Source organism: Streptomyces malaysiense (assembly GCF_000980885.2).
GTDB lineage: Bacteria > Actinomycetota > Actinomycetes > Streptomycetales > Streptomycetaceae > Streptomyces > Streptomyces malaysiense.
In genome coordinates this window covers 13009-29140 of record NZ_LBDA02000112.1, presented here as the reverse complement: position 1 = coordinate 29140, position 16132 = coordinate 13009, and the positions used below count along the sequence as shown (strand labels likewise).

Here is a 16132-nt window from a genome sequence, read left to right as displayed (position 1 = left end):
CTTCAGTGCCTCGCGCCCGGCCCTGCCGCAGGCTCCCGGCCCCTCATCCCCGACCCCGGCCCCGGCCCCTCACCCCCGAACCCTTTTATCCTGGTCCGCAGCCCGGTCACTGGAGAAAGGTCGCCCCTTGGGGAACAGCTCGGCGCACGAGACGGACGGCGGTCGTCGCCCCCAGCAGCAGATCCCGGTCGTGGTCCTGGCCGGGTTCCTCGGTTCGGGGAAGACCACGCTCCTCAATCACCTGCTGCACCGCAGCGCGGGCAGCAGGATCGGGGCGATCGTCAATGACTTCGGTGCCATAGAGATCGACGCGCTGGCCGTCGCGGGCGCCCTCGGCGACTCCACCGTCTCCCTCGGCAACGGCTGCCTGTGCTGCGCCGTGGACGCCGGTGAACTCGACGTCTACCTGGGCAAGCTCGCCGCCCCACAGACCGGTGTCGATGTGATCGTCATCGAGGCCAGCGGACTCGCCGAGCCCCAGGAACTGGTGCGGATGGTGCTCGCCAGCGAGCACCCCGGCATCGTCTACGGCGGTCTGGTCGAGGTCGTGGACGCCGCCGAGTTCGACGACACGCGCGCGCGGCATCCCGAGATCGACCGGCATCTCGCCCTCGCCGACCTGGTCGTCGTCAACAAGGTCGACCGGGCCGAAGACCCCGAACGGGTGCTCGCTCTGGCGGGATCGCTGACCGACCGCGCCGCCGTCGTGGCCGCCACGTACGGGCGCGTCGACCCGGAGTTCCTCTTCGACTGCCGGCCGAGCGAGGAGCGCGTCGGCCAGCTGTCCTTCGACGACCTGCACGACCGCGGCGACACCCACGACACGGACGGCCTCGGCGTGAACGGCCACGCCGGGCACCTGCACACCGGCTACGACAGCCTGTCCTTCGCCTCCGGCGTCCCCCTCGACCCGCGCCGCCTGATGCGGTTCCTGGACAGCCGGCCCGAGGGGCTGTACCGGATCAAGGGGCATGTCGACCTCGGCCCCAACGACCCCCGCAACCGGTACACCGTGCACGCCGTCGGCCGGTTCCTGCGCTTCTACCCCGAGCCCTGGGCACCCGCCGACGAACGCCGGACCCAACTGGTGCTGATCGGCTCCGGCATCGACACCGCCGCGCTCCGTGAGGAACTGGGGGGCTGCGAGAGCGACGCCCCGCACGCCGACGAGCACGGCATGTGGGGCGTCCTGCGCTATGTGCAGGGCTCCGAGGACGAACCCGGCCCGGAGCCCCGCGCGGTCTAGAAGACCGGTCCCGCGACCACCGACACCGTCTTCGGCAGCGAGGTGCCCGAGCCGTCCCGGCGCGGGTCCGGCTCCGGCAACTCGGCCGGGGTGCCGTTCTTCTGCGCCGCGCGCGCGGGCACCGGGCCCGTCCAGGCCAGCGCCAGACAGTCTTCGCCCTTCAGGAACCGCTGGCAGCGCACACCGCCGGTGGCCCGGCCCTTGCGCGGGTACTGGTCGAACGGGGTCAGCTTGGCCGTCGTCTGCACCGAGTCGTCCAGGGTGCCGCGCGAGCCGGCCACCGTGAAGACCATCGCGTCGACGGCCGGGTCGACCGCCGTGAAGCAGATGACCTTCGCGCCCTCGGTGAGCTTGATGCCCGCCATGCCCCCCGCCGGGCGGCCCTGCGGACGCACGATCGAGGACTGGAAGCGCAGCAACTGCGCGTCGTCCGTGATGAAGACCAGGTCCTCCTCGCCGGTGCGCAGCTCCACCGCACCGACGATCCGGTCGCCCTCCTTGAGGGTGATGACCTCCAACTCGTCCTTGTTGGACGGGTAGTCGGGCACCACCCGCTTGACCACACCCTGCTCGGTGCCGAGCGCCAGGCCGGGGGAGGACTCGTCCAGCGTGGTCAGGCAGACCACCGTCTCGTCGTCCTCCAGGGACACGAACTCCGCGAGCGGCGCGCCCCCGGAGAGGTTCGGCGCGCCCGTCGCCTCGGGCAGCTGCGGCAGGTCGACCACGTTGATCCGCAGCAGCCGGCCCGTCGAGGTCACCGCGCCGATCTCACCGCGCGCCGTCGCAGGCACCGCCGAGACGATCACGTCGTGCTTGACCCGCTTGCCGCCCGCCTGGCCGGGGAACGGCTCGGCGGTCGCCGTACGCGCCAGCAGCCCCGTGGAGGACAGCAGCACCCGGCACGGGTCGTCGGCCACCTGGAGCGGCACGGCCGCCGCCGGGGCGCCGCCGGCCTCCAGCAGGACGGTGCGCCGGTCGGTGCCGAACTTCTTCGCCACGGCCGCCAGTTCGGCGGAGACCAGCTTGCGCAGCTCCTGGTCGGAGTCGAGGATCCGGGTCAGCTCCGCGATCTCCGCGGTGAGCTTGTCCTTCTCCGTTTCCAGCTCGATGCGGTCGTACTTGGTGAGCCGGCGCAGCGGCGTGTCGAGGATGTACTGCGTCTGCACCTCGCTCAGCGAGAAGCGCCCCATCAGGCGCTCCTTGGCCTGCGCGGAGTTGTCGCTGGACCGGATCAGCCGGATGACCTCGTCGATGTCGACCAGGGCGGTCAGCAGACCCTCGACCAGGTGCAGCCGGTCGCTCTTCTTGCCGCGGCGGAACTCGCTGCGCCGGCGCACCACGTCGAAGCGGTGGTCGAGGTAGACCTCGAGGAGTTCCTTCAGGCCCAGGGTGAGGGGCTGGCCGTCCACCAGGGCCACGTTGTTGATGCCGAAGGACTCCTCCATCGGCGTCAGCTTGTAGAGCTGCTCCAGGATGGCCTCGGGTACGAAGCCGTTCTTGATCTCGATGACCAGGCGCAGCCCGTGCTCGCGGTCGGTGAGGTCCTTGACGTCGGCGATGCCCTGGACCTTCTTCGCGTTGACCAGGTCCTTGATCTTCGCGATGACCTTCTCCGGGCCCACCGTGAACGGCAGCTCGGTGACCACCAGCCCCTTGCGGCGGGCGGTCACGGGCTCCACCGAGACCGTCGCGCGCATCTTGAAGGTGCCGCGGCCGGTCGCGTACGCGTCCCGGATGCCGTCCAGGCCGACGATCCGGCCGCCGGTGGGCAGGTCAGGGCCCGGGACGTGCTTCATCAGCGCGTCCAGGTCCGCGTTCGGGTTCCGGACCAGATGGCGGGCGGCGGCCACGACCTCGCGCAGGTTGTGCGGCGGCATGTTGGTCGCCATGCCGACCGCGATGCCCGAGGAACCGTTGACCAGCAGGTTCGGGAAGGCGGCGGGCAGGGCGACCGGCTCCCGCTCCTGGCCGTCGTAGTTCGGCGCGAAGTCGACCGTGTCCTCGTCGATCGACTCGGTCATCAGGCTCGTGGCCTCGGCCATCCGGCACTCGGTGTACCGCATGGCGGCCGGCGGGTCGTCGTTGCCCAGCGAGCCGAAGTTGCCGTGGCCGTCGACCAGCGGCAGCCGCATCGAGAAGGGCTGGGCCATGCGCACCAGGGCGTCGTAGATCGACGCGTCGCCGTGCGGGTGCAGCTTGCCCATGACCTCGCCCACGACACGCGCGCACTTCACATAGCCGCGTTCGGGGCGCACGCCCATCTCGTTCATCTGGTAGACGATCCGGCGGTGCACCGGCTTGAGGCCGTCACGGGCGTCCGGCAGGGCGCGCGAGTAGATGACCGAGTACGCGTACTCGAGGTAGGAGCCACGCATCTCGTCCACGACGTCGATGTCGAGGATCCTCTCCTCGTACGAATCGTCGGGCGGCGGGGTCTTCGTGCTGCGGCGGGCCATCGCTGCCGGCTCCTCCTGATCTGATCGCTCGCCTTCGGGGCGCGCACCCTTCGGCTCGCTCGTGCTGAAGCGTCTGACGGATCTGTCGCGGACCATTGTGGACCGGGGCACCGACAACCCGGACCGGCGCCCCGGACGATCACCGGGATCCGGGTGCGAGGCAGGCTACGCGATCCGCTGTCGGCGTACGTGCCGCGGGAACTTCGCCGAGGCCTCGCACGCTTTGCATACAGTGGCAGGAACGGCAGGAAGAACGCGGTTCTCACAACCGCCTCCGCTCGCGAAGGGACGTACATGCCCATGGGTCACACGACCACAGCCGAGGCAGGCTCCGGGGGCCTGACAGCGACCGAGCACCGCCTGGCCAACGGTCTGCGCGTGGTGCTCTCCGAGGACCACCTGACCCCGGTGGCGGCGGTCTGCCTCTGGTACGACGTCGGCTCCCGGCACGAGGTCAAGGGGCGCACCGGCCTGGCCCACCTCTTCGAGCACCTGATGTTCCAGGGTTCCGGGCAGGTCAAGGGCAACGGCCACTTCGAGCTGGTGCAGGGCGCCGGCGGCTCGCTCAACGGCACCACCAGCTTCGAGCGCACCAACTACTTCGAGACCATGCCCGCCCACCAGCTGGAGCTCGCGCTCTGGCTGGAGGCCGACCGCATGGGCTCGCTGCTGACCGCCCTGGACGACGAGTCCATGGAGAACCAGCGCGACGTCGTCAAGAACGAGCGCCGCCAGCGCTACGACAACGTGCCCTACGGCACCGCCTTCGAGAAGCTGACCGCCCTGTCGTACCCCGAGGGCCACCCCTACCACCACACACCGATCGGCTCCATGGCGGACCTGGACGCGGCCACCCTGGAGGACGCCCGCCAGTTCTTCCGCACGTACTACGCGCCGAACAACGCGGTGCTCTCCGTGGTCGGCGACATCGACCCCGGGCAGACCCTCGCCTGGATCGAGAAGTACTTCGGCTCCATCCCGGGCCACGACGGCAAGCCCGCACCCCGGGACGGGGCCCTGCCCGAGGTCATCGGCGGGCAACTGCGCGAGGTCGTCGTGGAGGAGGTCCCGGCGCGCGCCCTGATGGCCGCCTACCGGCTGCCGCAGGACGGCACGCGCGACTGCGACGCGGCCGACCTCGCCCTGACCGTCCTCGGCGGCGGAGAGTCCTCCCGGCTGTACAACCGGCTGGTGCGGCGCGACCGTACGGCCGTCGCGGCCGGCTTCGGGCTGCTGCGCCTGGCCGGCGCGCCCTCCATGGGCTGGCTGGACGTGAAGACCTCCGGCGACGTCGAGGTGCCGGTCATCGAGACCGCCATCGACGAGGAGCTGGCCCGGTTCGCCGAGGAGGGCCCCACCGCCGAGGAGATGGAGCGCGCCCAGGCCCAGTTGGAGCGCGAGTGGCTGGACCGGCTCGGCACCGTCGCGGGCCGCGCCGACGAACTGTGCCGCTACGCCGTCCTGTTCGGTGACCCGCAGCTCGCCCTGAACGCCGTCCAGCGCATCCTGGAGATCACCCCCGAGGAGGTCCGGGAGGTCGCCAAGGCCCGGCTGCGCCCCGACAACCGCGCGGTCCTGGTCTACGAGCCGAAGTCCCCGCAGGCCGTCGAGGACGCCGATGTGCCCCAGGACCCGGAGTCGGAGGCCACCGTAGAGGCCGGAGACGAGAACGAGGAGACGGCCAAGTGACCGAGCAGCTCGCCACCATGGACTTCCACCCGCAGCCGCAGGCCGGCGAGGCGAAGCCGTGGGCCTTCCCGGCCCCCGAGCGCGCCGCGCTCGACAACGGTCTGACCGTGCTGCGCTGCCACCGCCCCGGCCAGCAGGTCGTCGCCGTCGAGGTGCTGCTGGACGCCCCGCTGGACGCCGAGCCGGCCGGCCTGGACGGCGTCGCCACCATCATGGCGCGCGCCTTCTCCGAGGGCACCGACAAGCACTCGGCCGAGGAGTTCGCCGCAGAGCTGGAGCGCGCGGGCGCCACCCTGGACGCCCACGCCGACCACCCCGGCGTCCGGATCAGCCTGGAGGTCCCCGCCTCGCGCCTGGCCAAGGGCCTCGGCCTGGTCGCCGACGCGCTGCGCGCGCCCGCCTTCGCCGAGAGCGAGGTCGAGCGACTGGTGCGCAACCGCCTGGACGAGATCCCGCACGAGCTGGCCAGCCCCGCCCGGCGGGCCGCCAAGGAGCTCTCCAAGGAGCTGTTCCCGGCGACCGCGCGCATGTCCCGGCCGCGTCAGGGCACCGAGGAGACCGTCGAGAAGATCGACGCGGCCGCCGTGCGCGCGTTCTACGACCGTCATGTGCGCCCCGCCACCGCCACCGCGGTCGTGGTCGGCGACCTCACCGGCATCGACCTGGACGAGCTGCTCGGCGAGACCCTGGGCGCCTGGACCGGCACCCCGGGCGAGCCCCGCCCCGTGCCCGCGGTGACGGCCGACGACACCGGGCGTGTCGTCATCGTGGACCGGCCCGGTGCCGTCCAGACGCAGCTGCTCATCGGCCGGGTCGGCGCGGACCGGCACGACCGGGTGTGGCCCGCCCAGGTGCTCGGCACCTACTGCCTCGGCGGCACTCTCACCTCCCGCCTGGACCGCGTCCTGCGCGAGGAGAAGGGCTACACCTACGGTGTGCGCGCGTTCGGGCAGGTGCTCCGCTCCGGGCCCGAGGGCGACGGCGCCTCCATGCTGGCCATCAGCGGCTCCGTGGACACCCCCAACACCGGCCCCGCGCTGGACGACCTGTGGAAGGTGCTGCGCACCCTCGCGGCGGAGGGCCTGACCGACGCCGAACGGGACGTCGCCGTGCAGAACCTGGTCGGGGTCGCGCCGCTCAAGTACGAGACGGCGGCGGCCGTCGCGGGCACGCTCGCCGACCAGGTGGAGCAGCACCTGCCCGACGACTTCCAGGCGACGCTCTACCGGCAGTTGGCCGCGACGGGCACCGTGGAGGCCACCGCGGCGGCCGTCAACGCCTTCCCGGTGGACCGCCTGGTGACGGTTCTGGTGGGTGACGCGGCGGAGATCAAGGCGCCGGTCGAGGCGCTGGGCATCGGCGGGGTCACGGTGGTGGCGGCCGAGTAACCGCACGCGCGGGCGGTCCCCTTACGGGTGAGGCCCTGACGGCCTACGGGTCGTCAGGGCCTCACTTTGTTCCACTCTCCTCCGGAGATGTCCGAATTTGGGCGGAGGTTGCCCGTCTGCCCTGTGGGATGCGCTACAAAAGCCGCGTTCTTTTTGGGGATTGAGAGGCGGTCCGCTTAGCGTCGTCCGGGTTGTCCGTCGGGCAGTGCGCCGCAGCCGCGGCACCGGACAGCCATCGCCGAGTCCCCGCAGGCGCGAGCCGGGGGAGCCGGGGACCCACATGTTCCCTGGGGTGAATCGGGCGTCCGTGCGCGAGCGCGGGGCCCGTAGGAGACCTTCCTGCTCCGAACCCGTCAGCTAACCCGGTAGGCGAGAGGGAAGGAAAGGACCAGCCACGCACATGGCGTTCATATGCGCCACCGGGAAGCACCGGAGGCCCGGCCGGGCCAAGCGCACCACCGCCCAGGCGGCCGGCATCGCGGCCCTGACGACCACCGGTGTCATCGGCACCCTCGCCGCGTCCCCGGCGGTCGCCGCCGAGCACACCGCCGAGCAGACCGGGCTCACCCCGGTGCTCACCGCCACCGAGGACCTCGCCGCGCACATCGACGCCCAGGCCGTCGCCCAGCAGCGGATCGCCGAGCACGAGGCGGCCGAGAAGGCCGCCGCCGCGCGTGCGAAGGAGGTCCGCGAGGCCAGGGCCCGCGCCGCCCGCGAGGCCGAGCGCAAGCGGCTGAACGCCTTCGTCGCCCCGATCGCGCACTCCTATGTGTCCACCGGCTACAAGGCCAGCAGCTCGCTGTGGTCCTCCGGCTCGCACACCGGGATCGACTTCCACGCGATGACCGGGACCCCCGTGCACGCGGTCGGCGCCGGCACCGTGGTCTCCACCGGCTGGGGCGGGGCGTACGGCAACCAGATCGTGCTCCGCATGGCCGACGGCATGTACACCCAGTACGGCCACCTGTCCTCCATCGGCGTCACGGTGGGCCAGCGGGTCACCGCGGGCGAGCGGATCGGCCTGTCCGGCGCGACCGGCAACGTCACCGGCCCGCACCTGCACTTCGAGGCGCGCACCAGCCCCGACTACGGCTCCGACGTCGACCCCCTCGCCTACCTCCGCGGCCACGGCGTGAACGTCTGACCGACCCGCGCGGCATCGAAAGCCCCGGCCCACCCGGCCGGGGCTTTCGCCATTCCCCGGCCATGCCCGCCGGGACCCTGTCCAAAAAATATCCATGGATCGAGGCCCGCCGTCGGAAATTCTGGCCCGGTGGAATAGGCTCACGGAAAACACGCGTCCGTCGCCGGTGTCGTGTCGCGGGTATTAAAGCGGAGGTCGGTCATGCGTATTCCGGCGCAATCGGTGTGCACGGCGATCCGGGACGACATCGTCGCCGGCGCCCTCGAACGCGGCGGCCGCCTCACCGAGGAGGTGCTCGCCCGCCGCTACGGCGTCTCGCGCGTCCCCGTGCGCGAGGCCCTGCGCACCCTGGAGGCGGAGGGCTTCGTGGTGACCCGCCGGCACGCGGGCGCCTGTGTGGCCGAGCCGACCGAGCAGGAGGCCGCCGACCTGCTGGAGATGCGCCTGCTCCTGGAGCCGCTCGGCGCCGCGCGAGCCGCCCGGCGCCGTACCGAGGCCCACCTGAAGGTGCTGCGCGGCCTGGTCCGGCTGGGTCAGGAGCGCGCCCGGAGGGGCGGCGGCGAGGATCTGCGCGCCCTGGACGGCTGGTTCCACGAGACCCTGGCCCAGTCCTGCGGCAGCCCCTCGCTGACCTCGACACTCGTGCAGCTGCGTCACAAGATCGCCTGGATGTACACGGTGGACACGCCGCCGGACGTGGTCGGCACCTGGGCGGAGCACGGCGCGATCGTGGACGCGGTGGCCCGCGGTGACGGCGAGCGCGCCCGTACGGTGACCGCGCTGCACACCGAGCGGGCGACGGCGGCCCACCGGCTGCGGGTCCCCGGGGCCGCGACGCGTACCCGGACTTCGCAACATGCCGTAAACATGTCCGGTGCGGGGAATTAACACGGGTGCCGTATACAAAGTGGGTGGATATTCGGCGGCCATGTATTTGCGGGTGTTCTGAATTCCAGCGGACGGGCCCCGGCGATATCGGTCACGGTTGATTCGGCGACGTCCCGAAAACACGGAAGCCGCGCCATCCGCTGGGGATGGCGCGGCCTCTCGGAATCTCGCTCAGACCGTCTCGGGCAACTCTTCCAGGCCCTCGGCGACCAGCTTGGCCAGCCGGTCCAGGGCGGCGTCCGCGCCCTCGGCGTCGGAGGCGAGCACGATCTCCTCGCCACCCTGGGCGCCCAGGCCCAGGACACCCAGCATGGAGGCCGCGTTGACCGGGGTGCCGCCGGTCTTGCAGATCGTCACCGGAATGCCTGCGGCCGTGGCGGCCCGGACGAAGATGGAGGCGGGGCGGGCGTGAAGACCCTCGGCCCAGCCGACGTTGACGCGGCGCTCAGCCATGTGTTGCTGCCCTTCACTGTTCAGGGTTGTCTAGACCAGTGTTCCATATCGTGGAGCATGCCAGAAGAGGGCCTGCGCACCCCCTGGGCCGTGCTCCACAGAGTGCCCCGCGCCGTTGTCCTGCGCGAGCCGTACGCTGGGGCCCATGCGAACCTCGGCGGAACCGCAGAGCCGGTACCAGTACCCCGCGCACTGGGAGGCGGACGTGGTGCTGCGGGACGGGGGGACCGCCCGCATCCGGCCCATCACCGTCGACGACGCCGACCGTCTGGTCCACTTCTACGAGCAGGTCTCGGACGAGTCCAAGTACTACCGTTTCTTCGCTCCTTACCCCCGGCTGTCCGCCAAGGACGTCCACCGCTTCACGCACCACGACTTCGTGGACCGGGTGGGCCTCGCGGCCACCGTGGGCGGCGAGTTCATCGCCACCGTGCGCTACGACCGCATCGGGGCCGGCGGCCGGCCCGCGTCCGGGCCCGCCGACGAGGCCGAGGTCGCTTTCCTGGTGCAGGACGCCCACCAGGGCCGGGGGGTCGCCTCCGCGCTGCTGGAGCACATCGCAGCCGTCGCCCGGGAGCGGGGCATCCGCCGCTTCGCCGCCGAGGTGCTGCCCGCCAACAACAAGATGATCAAGGTGTTCACGGACGCCGGGTACACCCAGAAGCGCAGCTTCGAGGACGGCGTCGTACGCCTGGAACTGGACCTCGAACCCACGGACCGCGCCCTCGCCGTGCAGTACGCGCGTGAGCAGCGCGCCGAGGCCCGCTCCGTGCAGCGGCTGCTCGCGCCCGGCTCCGTCGCGGTCGTCGGCGTCGGCCGCGCGCCCGGCGGTGTCGGCCGCAGCGTCCTGGCCAACATCCGCGACGCCGGTTACGGGGGCCCGCTGTACGCCGTGAACAAGGCGTTCCCCGAGGACCTGGCGGAGGTCGACGGGGCGGCCGCGTACCGCTGCGTGCGGGACGTCGACGGGCCGGTGGACCTCGCCGTGGTCGCCGTACCGGCCGAGTACGTGCCCGCGGTGGTCGCCGAGTGCGGGGAACACGGCGTGCAGGGGCTCGTCGTGCTCAGCGCCGGGTACGCCGAGAGCGGTCCCGAGGGCAAGGAGCGGCAGCGGGCGCTGGTGCGGCAGGCACGGGCGTACGGCATGCGGATCATCGGGCCCAACGCGTTCGGCGTCATCAACACCGCCCCGGGCGTGCGGCTGAACGCCTCCCTCGCCCCCGAGATGCCGCGCCCCGGCCGCATCGGCATGTTCGCCCAGTCCGGCGCCATCGGCATCGCGCTGCTGTCCCGGCTGCACCGGCGCGGCGGCGGGGTCACCGGGGTCACCGGCGTCTCCACGTTCGTCTCCGCGGGCAACCGCGCGGACGTGTCCGGCAACGACGTCCTCCAGTACTGGTACGAGGACCCGGACACCGATGTCGTCCTCATGTACCTGGAGACCATCGGCAACCCCCGCAAGTTCACCCGGCTCGCCCGGCGGACGGCGGCGGCCAAGCCGCTGGTGGTGGTGCAGGGGACGGGCACGGCACCGCAGGGGCACGCGGTGCGCGCGACGCGGCTGCCGTACGCGACCGTCTCCGCGCTGCTGCGCCAGGCCGGGGTGATCCGGGTCGACACCATCACGGAGCTGGTCGACGCCGGGCTGCTGCTCGCCCGCCAGCCGCTGCCCGCCGGACCCCGGGTGGCGATCCTCGGGAACTCCGAGTCGCTGGGCGTGCTGACGTACGACCGGTGCCTCGCGGAGGGGCTGCGGCCGGCACGGCCGCTCGATCTGACGACCGGGGCGACCCCGGAGGACTTCCACCGGGCGCTGAGCGCCGCGCTGGCCGACGACACGAACGACTCCGTCGTGGTGACGGCGATACCCGCGATCGGGGAGGCCTCGCCGGGGGACGCGGAGCTGGCGAAGGCACTGCGGTCGGCCTCGGCCGCGGTGCCGGGCAAGCCGGTGCTGGTGGTGCACGTGGAGCTGGGCGGGCTGGCGGAGGCGCTCTCCGCGGCGGCCAGCACAGCACCGCAGGCCGCCGACAAGGCGCCCGGCACGCAGGGCGGGGCGAACCCCGCGCGGTCCCCGGCCCCGCCCGAGCGGGGGGAGTCCCAACGCCCCGCGGAACGCCTGCCCACCGCGGAGGCGGCCGGGGCGCCCGCCCCCGGAACCCCCGGTCTCATTCCCGCCTACCCCGCCGCCGAACGTGCCGTGCGCGCCCTCGCCGAGGCGGTTCGGTACGGGCAGTGGCGGCGGGAGGCGGCCGAGCCGGGGAGGGTGCCGGAGTACGAGGACATAGACGAGAAGGGGGCCGCACGGCTGATCGGGGAGCTGCTGGAGCGCGGGGAGGGACTCACGATCCCGGACGCGCAGACCTGTGAGCTGCTCGCGAAGTACGGCATCCAGGTGCGCCGCGCGCTCCCCGCGCCCACCCCGGACGACGCCGTCGAGGCCGCCCGCACCCTGGGTTACCCGGTGGCGCTGAAGGCGACCGCCCCGCACCTGCGGCACCGCGCCGACCTGGGCGGCGTACGCCTCGACCTCGCGGACGAGGAGCAACTGCGCCGGGCGTACGCCGAGTTGAGCGAGCTGTTCGGCAAGCCGGAGGAGCTGCGGCCGGTGGTGCAGGCGATGGCGCCCCGGGGCGTCGACACCGTCGTACGGACCGTGATCGACCCGGCGGCCGGGGCCGTGCTGTCCTTCGGTCTCGCCGGTGCGGCCTCCCAGCTGCTGGACGACACGGCGCACCGCCTGATCCCGGTCACCGACCGGGAGGCGACCTCCCTGGTGCGCGCGATCCGCACCGCGCCCCTGCTGTTCGGGTGGCGCGGCTCCACCCCCGTGGACACTCCCGCGCTGGAGGAACTGCTGCTGCGGGTCTCCCGCCTGGTCGACGACCATCCCGAGGTGGTCGCCGTCACCCTGGAACCCGTCGTCGTGGCCCCGCACGGCGCGAGCGTCCTCGGAGCCACCGTCCGGCTCGCGCCCCCGCCCGCCCGCGACGACCACGGCCCGCGCACCATGCCGGCCTACTGAGCGCCGCCCGGTGGAGATCGCCGGGCACCGGCTCCCCGAGGGCAGCTGTTGGGACTGGGAGGTGACCGGCCGGGACCCCGGGGCACTGCGCCTGGCCGCCGATCACGACCTCACGTACCACCACGCGCTGGAAGTGGTCTTCGTCGCACCCGCTCTCGTGTCCTGCCCGCTCGCCTTCCAGGACCCCGTTTTCCGCGCCCCCACCGCCGAGGAGAGCGCACGCCTGGCCCGGACCCTCGGGGAGACGACGCCCGTCGTGGTCGCGTTCGAGGCGGACGCCGGTGGATACGAACCCGTGTCCTGTCTGATCGCCGCCGAGCGGGTGGAGATCCGGCACGGGCTGGTCCGGAGGAGCAGGCGGGCACCGGACCCGCGGACGCCCGGTTCCGGTGCCCCGGACGCGCCGGGACCGCCCGCCGGCGGCACGCCCCGTTGGCCCGGAGTGCCCCTGTCCACGGACTAGGATGGACGCCATGGCCAAGACCAGTACGACGACCCAGGGGCTGCGAGCGGCGATCGAGCGCAGCGGCTACTACCCGGCCCTCGTGGCCGAGGCGGTGGAGGCCGCCGTGGGCGGCGAGCCCATCCGGTCGTACCTGGTCCACCAGGAGACCACGTTCGACCAGAACGAGGTGCGCCGCCATGTGACCGTCCTGGTCCTCACCGCCAACCGCTTCATCGTCAGCCACACCGACGAGCAGGCCGCCGACAGCACCTCCCCGACCCCGTACGCCACCACCTCGACCGAGTCCGTGAAGCTCGGCCGGATCTCGTCCGTGGTGGTCAGCCGCGTGGTCGCCAACCCCGAGCAGTACACCCCGGGCACCCTGCCCCGCGAGGTCGTGCTGACCATCGGCTGGGGCGCGGTCAGCCGTATCGACCTGGAGCCCGCCGCCTGCGGCGACCCCAACTGCGACGCCGACCACGGCTACACCGGCAACTCCACGGCGGACGACCTCAGCCTGCGCGTCAGCGAGGCCGGGGACGGCCCCGAGACGGTGCGTGAGGCGCTCGTCTTCGCGCAGGCCCTCTCCGAGGCGACCGCGGATCTCGACCGCTGATGTCCCAGCTTTCCGCCTGGGACCACCCGGAGCCCCTCGCCCTGGCCACCGCCCCGCTGCCCGAGTACGGCACCGGCTCCCTCGCCGACCTGCTCCCCACGCTCGCCGCCGGCATGGGCGTGCCCGGCATGACCGCCGCGATCACGGAGCTGGCCCCCGTCGACCGCGCCTGCGTCTTCCTGGTCGACGGCCTCGGCTGGGAGCAGCTGCGCGCCCACCCCGACGAGGCGCCCTTCCTCAACTCGCTGCTCGGCAGCTCGCGCGGCGGCACCGGCCGGCCGCTCACCGCGGGCTACCCGGCGACCACCGCGACCTCCCTCGCCTCCGTCGGCACCGGCCTGCCTCCCGGCGCCCACGGCCTGCCCGGCTACACGGTCCGCGACCCGGCCACCGGCGCGCTGATGAACCAGCTCCGCTGGCAGCCGTACACCGACCCGGGCCGCTGGCAGCCGTACCCCACCGTCTTCCAGCTGGCCCATGACGCCGGGGTGCATGCCGCCCAGGTCTCCTCGCCCACGTTTCAGCACACCCCGCTCACCAAGGTCGCGCTCAGCGGCGGCGGCTTCCACGGCAGGCTGTCCGGCGAGGAGCGGATGGACCTCGCGGCCGCGCAACTGGCCGCCGGGGACCGCGCGCTGGTGTACACGTACTACGCCGAACTCGACGGCGCGGGCCACCGCTACGGCGTCGCCTCCGACACCTGGCGCGGCCAGCTGATGTACGTCGACCGGCTCGCCCAGCGCCTCGCCGAGCAACTGCCCCCGCGCAGCGCGCTCTACGTCACCGCCGACCACGGCATGATCGACGTGCCGTTCGACGAGGAGCACCGCTTCGACTTCGACACGGACTGGGAACTGAGCGCCGGGGTCGCCCTGTTGGGCGGCGAGGGCCGGGCCCGCCACGTGTACGCGGTGCCGGGCGCCGCGAACGACGTGCTGACCTGCTGGCGCGAGGTGCTCGGCGAGCAGTTCTGGGTGGCCTCGCGCGACGAGGCGATCGAGGCCGGCTGGTTCGGCCCGCACGTGGACGAACGGGTGTACGCCCGGCTCGGCGACGTGGTCGCGGCCGCGTCCGACGACGTCCTGATCATCGCTTCCGAGCGGGAGCCCAAGGAGTCCGCGCTGGTGGGCAACCACGGTTCGATGACTCCCGTGGAGCAGCTGGTACCGCTGCTCGAAGTACGCTCCTGACCGCCGCCCGTCCGCTGTTTCGCCCCCTCGCCGAAAGGTGTCCAACCCCTCATGCCCGAGCTGGTGTTCTTCTCCGGAACGATGGACTGCGGGAAGTCGACGCTGGCTCTCCAGATCGAGCACAACCGCTCCGCGCGTGGCCTGGCCGGGATGATATTCACCCGCAACGACCGCGCGGGGGAGGGCAAGCTGTCCTCGCGCCTCGGCCTGGTCACCGACGCGGTGGAGGTCGCGGACGCCCAGGACCTCTACGTGTACATCGTGGACCACCTCTCGCAGGGCGGCCGGATCGACTATGTGATCGCCGACGAGGCGCAGTTCCTCGCGCCCGTGCAGATCGACCAGCTGGCGCGCGTGGTGGACGACCTCGGCGTGGACGTCTTCGCCTTCGGTATCACCACCGACTTCCGCTCCAAGCTCTTCCCCGGCTCCCAGCGGCTGGTGGAGCTGGCCGACCGCGTCGAGGTGCTCCAGGTGGAGGCGCTGTGCTGGTGCGGCGCCCGCGCCACGCACAACGCCCGCACGATCGGCGGCCAGATGGTGGTCGAGGGCGCCCAGGTCGTCGTCGGGGACGTCAACCAGGCGGCGGGCGAGGTCGGTTACGAGGTGCTGTGCCGCCGCCACCACCGGCGCCGGATGACCGCCGCGACGGCCCGCGCGGCGGCCCTGTCCCCGGACGTACTGCCCGTCTCGTCCTCCTGAGCCCGTCGGCGCCCCGCCCGCCGGTAGCACCGGGCGGGGCGGCCGTCGCGGATCCGTCGCGGATTCCATGGAGGATCCGTCGCCGAGCGGTCAGCGCGGATCCTGGATCACCGAGAACACCGCGCCCTCCGGATCCGCCACCGTGGCCACCCGCCCGTGCGCACTGTCATGGGCCGTGCGGACGATCCGGCCGCCGAGGACCGTCACCTGGCGCAGCGTCTCCGCGGTGTCGGCCACCTCGAAATAGGTCCCCCAGTACGGCCCCCGGTCCCGGGGCAGCCCATGGCCCACGCCGTGCAGCCCGGCCACCGGGCGCCCGCCGACGCACAGGGTCATGTAGTCGAACCCGGCGGACACCACGGGCTCCGTCTCGTAACCGAACACGCTCACGTAGAACTTGGCGACGCTCTCCGTCTCGAAGGTGAGCAGTTCGTTCCACACGGGTGTGCCCGGTACGCCGGTGATCGCCGGCGCCAGATGCGCGGGCGCCTGCCAGATGCCGAACACCGCGCCCGAGGGGTCCGCCGCGATGGCCAGCCGGCCGGCCTCGGCCGCGTCCAGCGGGCCGACCGCCACCGTGCCGCCGCACAGCCGTACCGCCTCGGCCGTGCGGTCCACGTCCGCCGAGGCGAGATAGGGCGTCCAGGCGATCGGCAGCCGGTTCTCCGGCGGCAGCTGGCCCATGCCGGCCACCTCACGCCCGTCGAGCAACGCCCGCACGTACGGGCCGAGCTGCTGCGGGCCCGGCCGGAACTCCCAGCCGAACAGCTCCCCGTAGAACTCCTCGGTGGCGGTGAGCCGGTGCGCCATCAGACTCACCCAGCAGGGTGTGCCGGGCGCGCGCAGCGCCTGCGGACCGGCCGACTCCCGTGCCTCGGTCATCGATCACT

At 72.7% G+C, this 16132-nt stretch carries 13 protein-coding genes and 1 riboswitch; of the genes, 10 read left to right on the top strand and 3 right to left on the bottom strand.

Annotated elements, in window-relative coordinates; translation table 11 throughout:
* The first annotated feature begins 127 nt into the window (after window positions 1-127).
* Window positions 128-1246, top strand: a complete 1119-nt coding sequence (locus tag VT52_RS33075) for a CobW family GTP-binding protein (protein ID WP_046421449.1) — start codon at window positions 128-130, stop codon at window positions 1244-1246.
* Here the strand turns inward: VT52_RS33075 and VT52_RS33070 are convergent.
* Complete coding sequence (locus VT52_RS33070; protein WP_046421450.1) at window positions 1243-3702, bottom strand: DNA gyrase/topoisomerase IV subunit A; 2460 nt, start codon at window positions 3700-3702, stop codon at window positions 1243-1245. The genes VT52_RS33075 and VT52_RS33070 overlap by 4 nt on opposite strands.
* Window positions 3703-3996: 294 nt before the next feature.
* On the opposite strand from VT52_RS33070, the gene VT52_RS33065 reads away from it, so the two are divergent.
* The 4 genes from VT52_RS33065 (at window position 3997) to VT52_RS33050 (ending at window position 8811) form a co-directional block, all read left to right on the top strand.
* Entirely contained in the window at window positions 3997-5391 is a 1395-nt protein-coding gene (locus tag VT52_RS33065) for a M16 family metallopeptidase (protein WP_046421452.1), read from the top strand.
* A 17-nt stretch (window positions 5392-5408) separates the two neighbouring features.
* Complete coding sequence (locus VT52_RS33060; RefSeq protein WP_046421483.1) at window positions 5409-6779, top strand: M16 family metallopeptidase; 1371 nt, start codon at window positions 5409-5411, stop codon at window positions 6777-6779.
* A gap of 226 nt (window positions 6780-7005) precedes the next feature.
* A riboswitch (cyclic di-AMP (ydaO/yuaA leader) is annotated at window positions 7006-7166 on the top strand.
* A gap of 13 nt (window positions 7167-7179) precedes the next feature.
* Window positions 7180-7923: a M23 family metallopeptidase gene (locus VT52_RS33055; RefSeq protein ID WP_046421453.1), complete on the top strand. Its 744-nt coding sequence runs from the start codon at window positions 7180-7182 to the stop codon at window positions 7921-7923.
* A gap of 201 nt (window positions 7924-8124) precedes the next feature.
* Window positions 8125-8811 (top strand): GntR family transcriptional regulator, encoded by a 687-nt coding sequence (locus VT52_RS33050; RefSeq protein ID WP_046421454.1) that lies wholly within the window; start codon window positions 8125-8127, stop codon window positions 8809-8811.
* Window positions 8812-8982: 171 nt separating this feature from the next.
* On the opposite strand, the gene VT52_RS33045 is transcribed toward VT52_RS33050, so the two are convergent.
* Window positions 8983-9264, bottom strand: a complete 282-nt coding sequence (locus tag VT52_RS33045) for an HPr family phosphocarrier protein (protein WP_046421456.1) — start codon at window positions 9262-9264, stop codon at window positions 8983-8985.
* A gap of 145 nt (window positions 9265-9409) precedes the next feature.
* Here VT52_RS33045 and VT52_RS33040 point away from each other — a divergent pair, with 145 nt between their 5' ends.
* From VT52_RS33040 to VT52_RS33020, 5 genes are read left to right on the top strand one after another with little or no spacing between them, the layout of a single operon-like run.
* Window positions 9410-12289 carry a bifunctional acetate--CoA ligase family protein/GNAT family N-acetyltransferase gene (locus tag VT52_RS33040; RefSeq protein WP_206306674.1) on the top strand — a complete coding sequence of 960 codons (2880 nt, stop codon included), beginning with the start codon at window positions 9410-9412 and terminating at the stop codon, window positions 12287-12289.
* Between the two features lie 10 nt (window positions 12290-12299).
* Window positions 12300-12752, top strand: a complete 453-nt coding sequence (locus VT52_RS33035) for a hypothetical protein (protein ID WP_053055506.1) — start codon at window positions 12300-12302, stop codon at window positions 12750-12752.
* Window position 12753: 1 nt separating this feature from the next.
* A complete protein-coding gene (locus tag VT52_RS33030; protein ID WP_046421457.1) occupies window positions 12754-13350 on the top strand; it encodes a DUF5998 family protein in 597 nt (198 codons plus the stop codon).
* Window positions 13350-14540, top strand: a complete 1191-nt coding sequence (locus VT52_RS33025) for an alkaline phosphatase family protein (RefSeq protein WP_046421458.1) — start codon at window positions 13350-13352, stop codon at window positions 14538-14540. Before VT52_RS33030 ends, VT52_RS33025 begins: the two co-directional genes overlap by 1 nt.
* Before the next feature lie 51 nt (window positions 14541-14591).
* On the top strand, window positions 14592-15242 hold the full coding sequence (locus VT52_RS33020) for a thymidine kinase (protein WP_046421460.1): 651 nt from the start codon (window positions 14592-14594) through the stop codon (window positions 15240-15242).
* Between the two features lie 90 nt (window positions 15243-15332).
* Here VT52_RS33020 and VT52_RS33015 read toward each other — a convergent pair whose 3' ends face one another.
* Entirely contained in the window at window positions 15333-16124 is a 792-nt protein-coding gene (locus tag VT52_RS33015; protein WP_046421461.1) for a VOC family protein, read from the bottom strand.
* Between the last annotated feature and the right edge of the window lie 8 nt (window positions 16125-16132).

Excerpts from the sequence above, each read along its gene's own strand:
- VT52_RS33020 (WP_046421460.1), top strand. The coding sequence starts at position 14,592 with ATGCCCGAGCTGGTGTTCTTCTCCGGAACGATGGACTGCGGGAAGTCG.
- VT52_RS33065 (WP_046421452.1), top strand. The coding sequence starts at position 3,997 with ATGCCCATGGGTCACACGACCACAGCCGAGGCAGGCTCCGGGGGCCTG.
- VT52_RS33025 (WP_046421458.1), top strand. The coding sequence starts at position 13,350 with ATGTCCCAGCTTTCCGCCTGGGACCACCCGGAGCCCCTCGCCCTGGCC.
- VT52_RS33015 (WP_046421461.1), bottom strand. The coding sequence starts at position 16,124 with ATGACCGAGGCACGGGAGTCGGCCGGTCCGCAGGCGCTGCGCGCGCCC.
- VT52_RS33055 (WP_046421453.1), top strand. The coding sequence starts at position 7,180 with ATGGCGTTCATATGCGCCACCGGGAAGCACCGGAGGCCCGGCCGGGCC.
- VT52_RS33030 (WP_046421457.1), top strand. The coding sequence starts at position 12,754 with ATGGACGCCATGGCCAAGACCAGTACGACGACCCAGGGGCTGCGAGCG.
- VT52_RS33040 (WP_206306674.1), top strand. The coding sequence starts at position 9,410 with ATGCGAACCTCGGCGGAACCGCAGAGCCGGTACCAGTACCCCGCGCAC.
- VT52_RS33050 (WP_046421454.1), top strand. The coding sequence starts at position 8,125 with ATGCGTATTCCGGCGCAATCGGTGTGCACGGCGATCCGGGACGACATC.
- VT52_RS33060 (WP_046421483.1), top strand. The coding sequence starts at position 5,409 with ATGGACTTCCACCCGCAGCCGCAGGCCGGCGAGGCGAAGCCGTGGGCC.
- VT52_RS33070 (WP_046421450.1), bottom strand. The coding sequence starts at position 3,702 with ATGGCCCGCCGCAGCACGAAGACCCCGCCGCCCGACGATTCGTACGAG.
- VT52_RS33045 (WP_046421456.1), bottom strand. The coding sequence starts at position 9,264 with ATGGCTGAGCGCCGCGTCAACGTCGGCTGGGCCGAGGGTCTTCACGCC.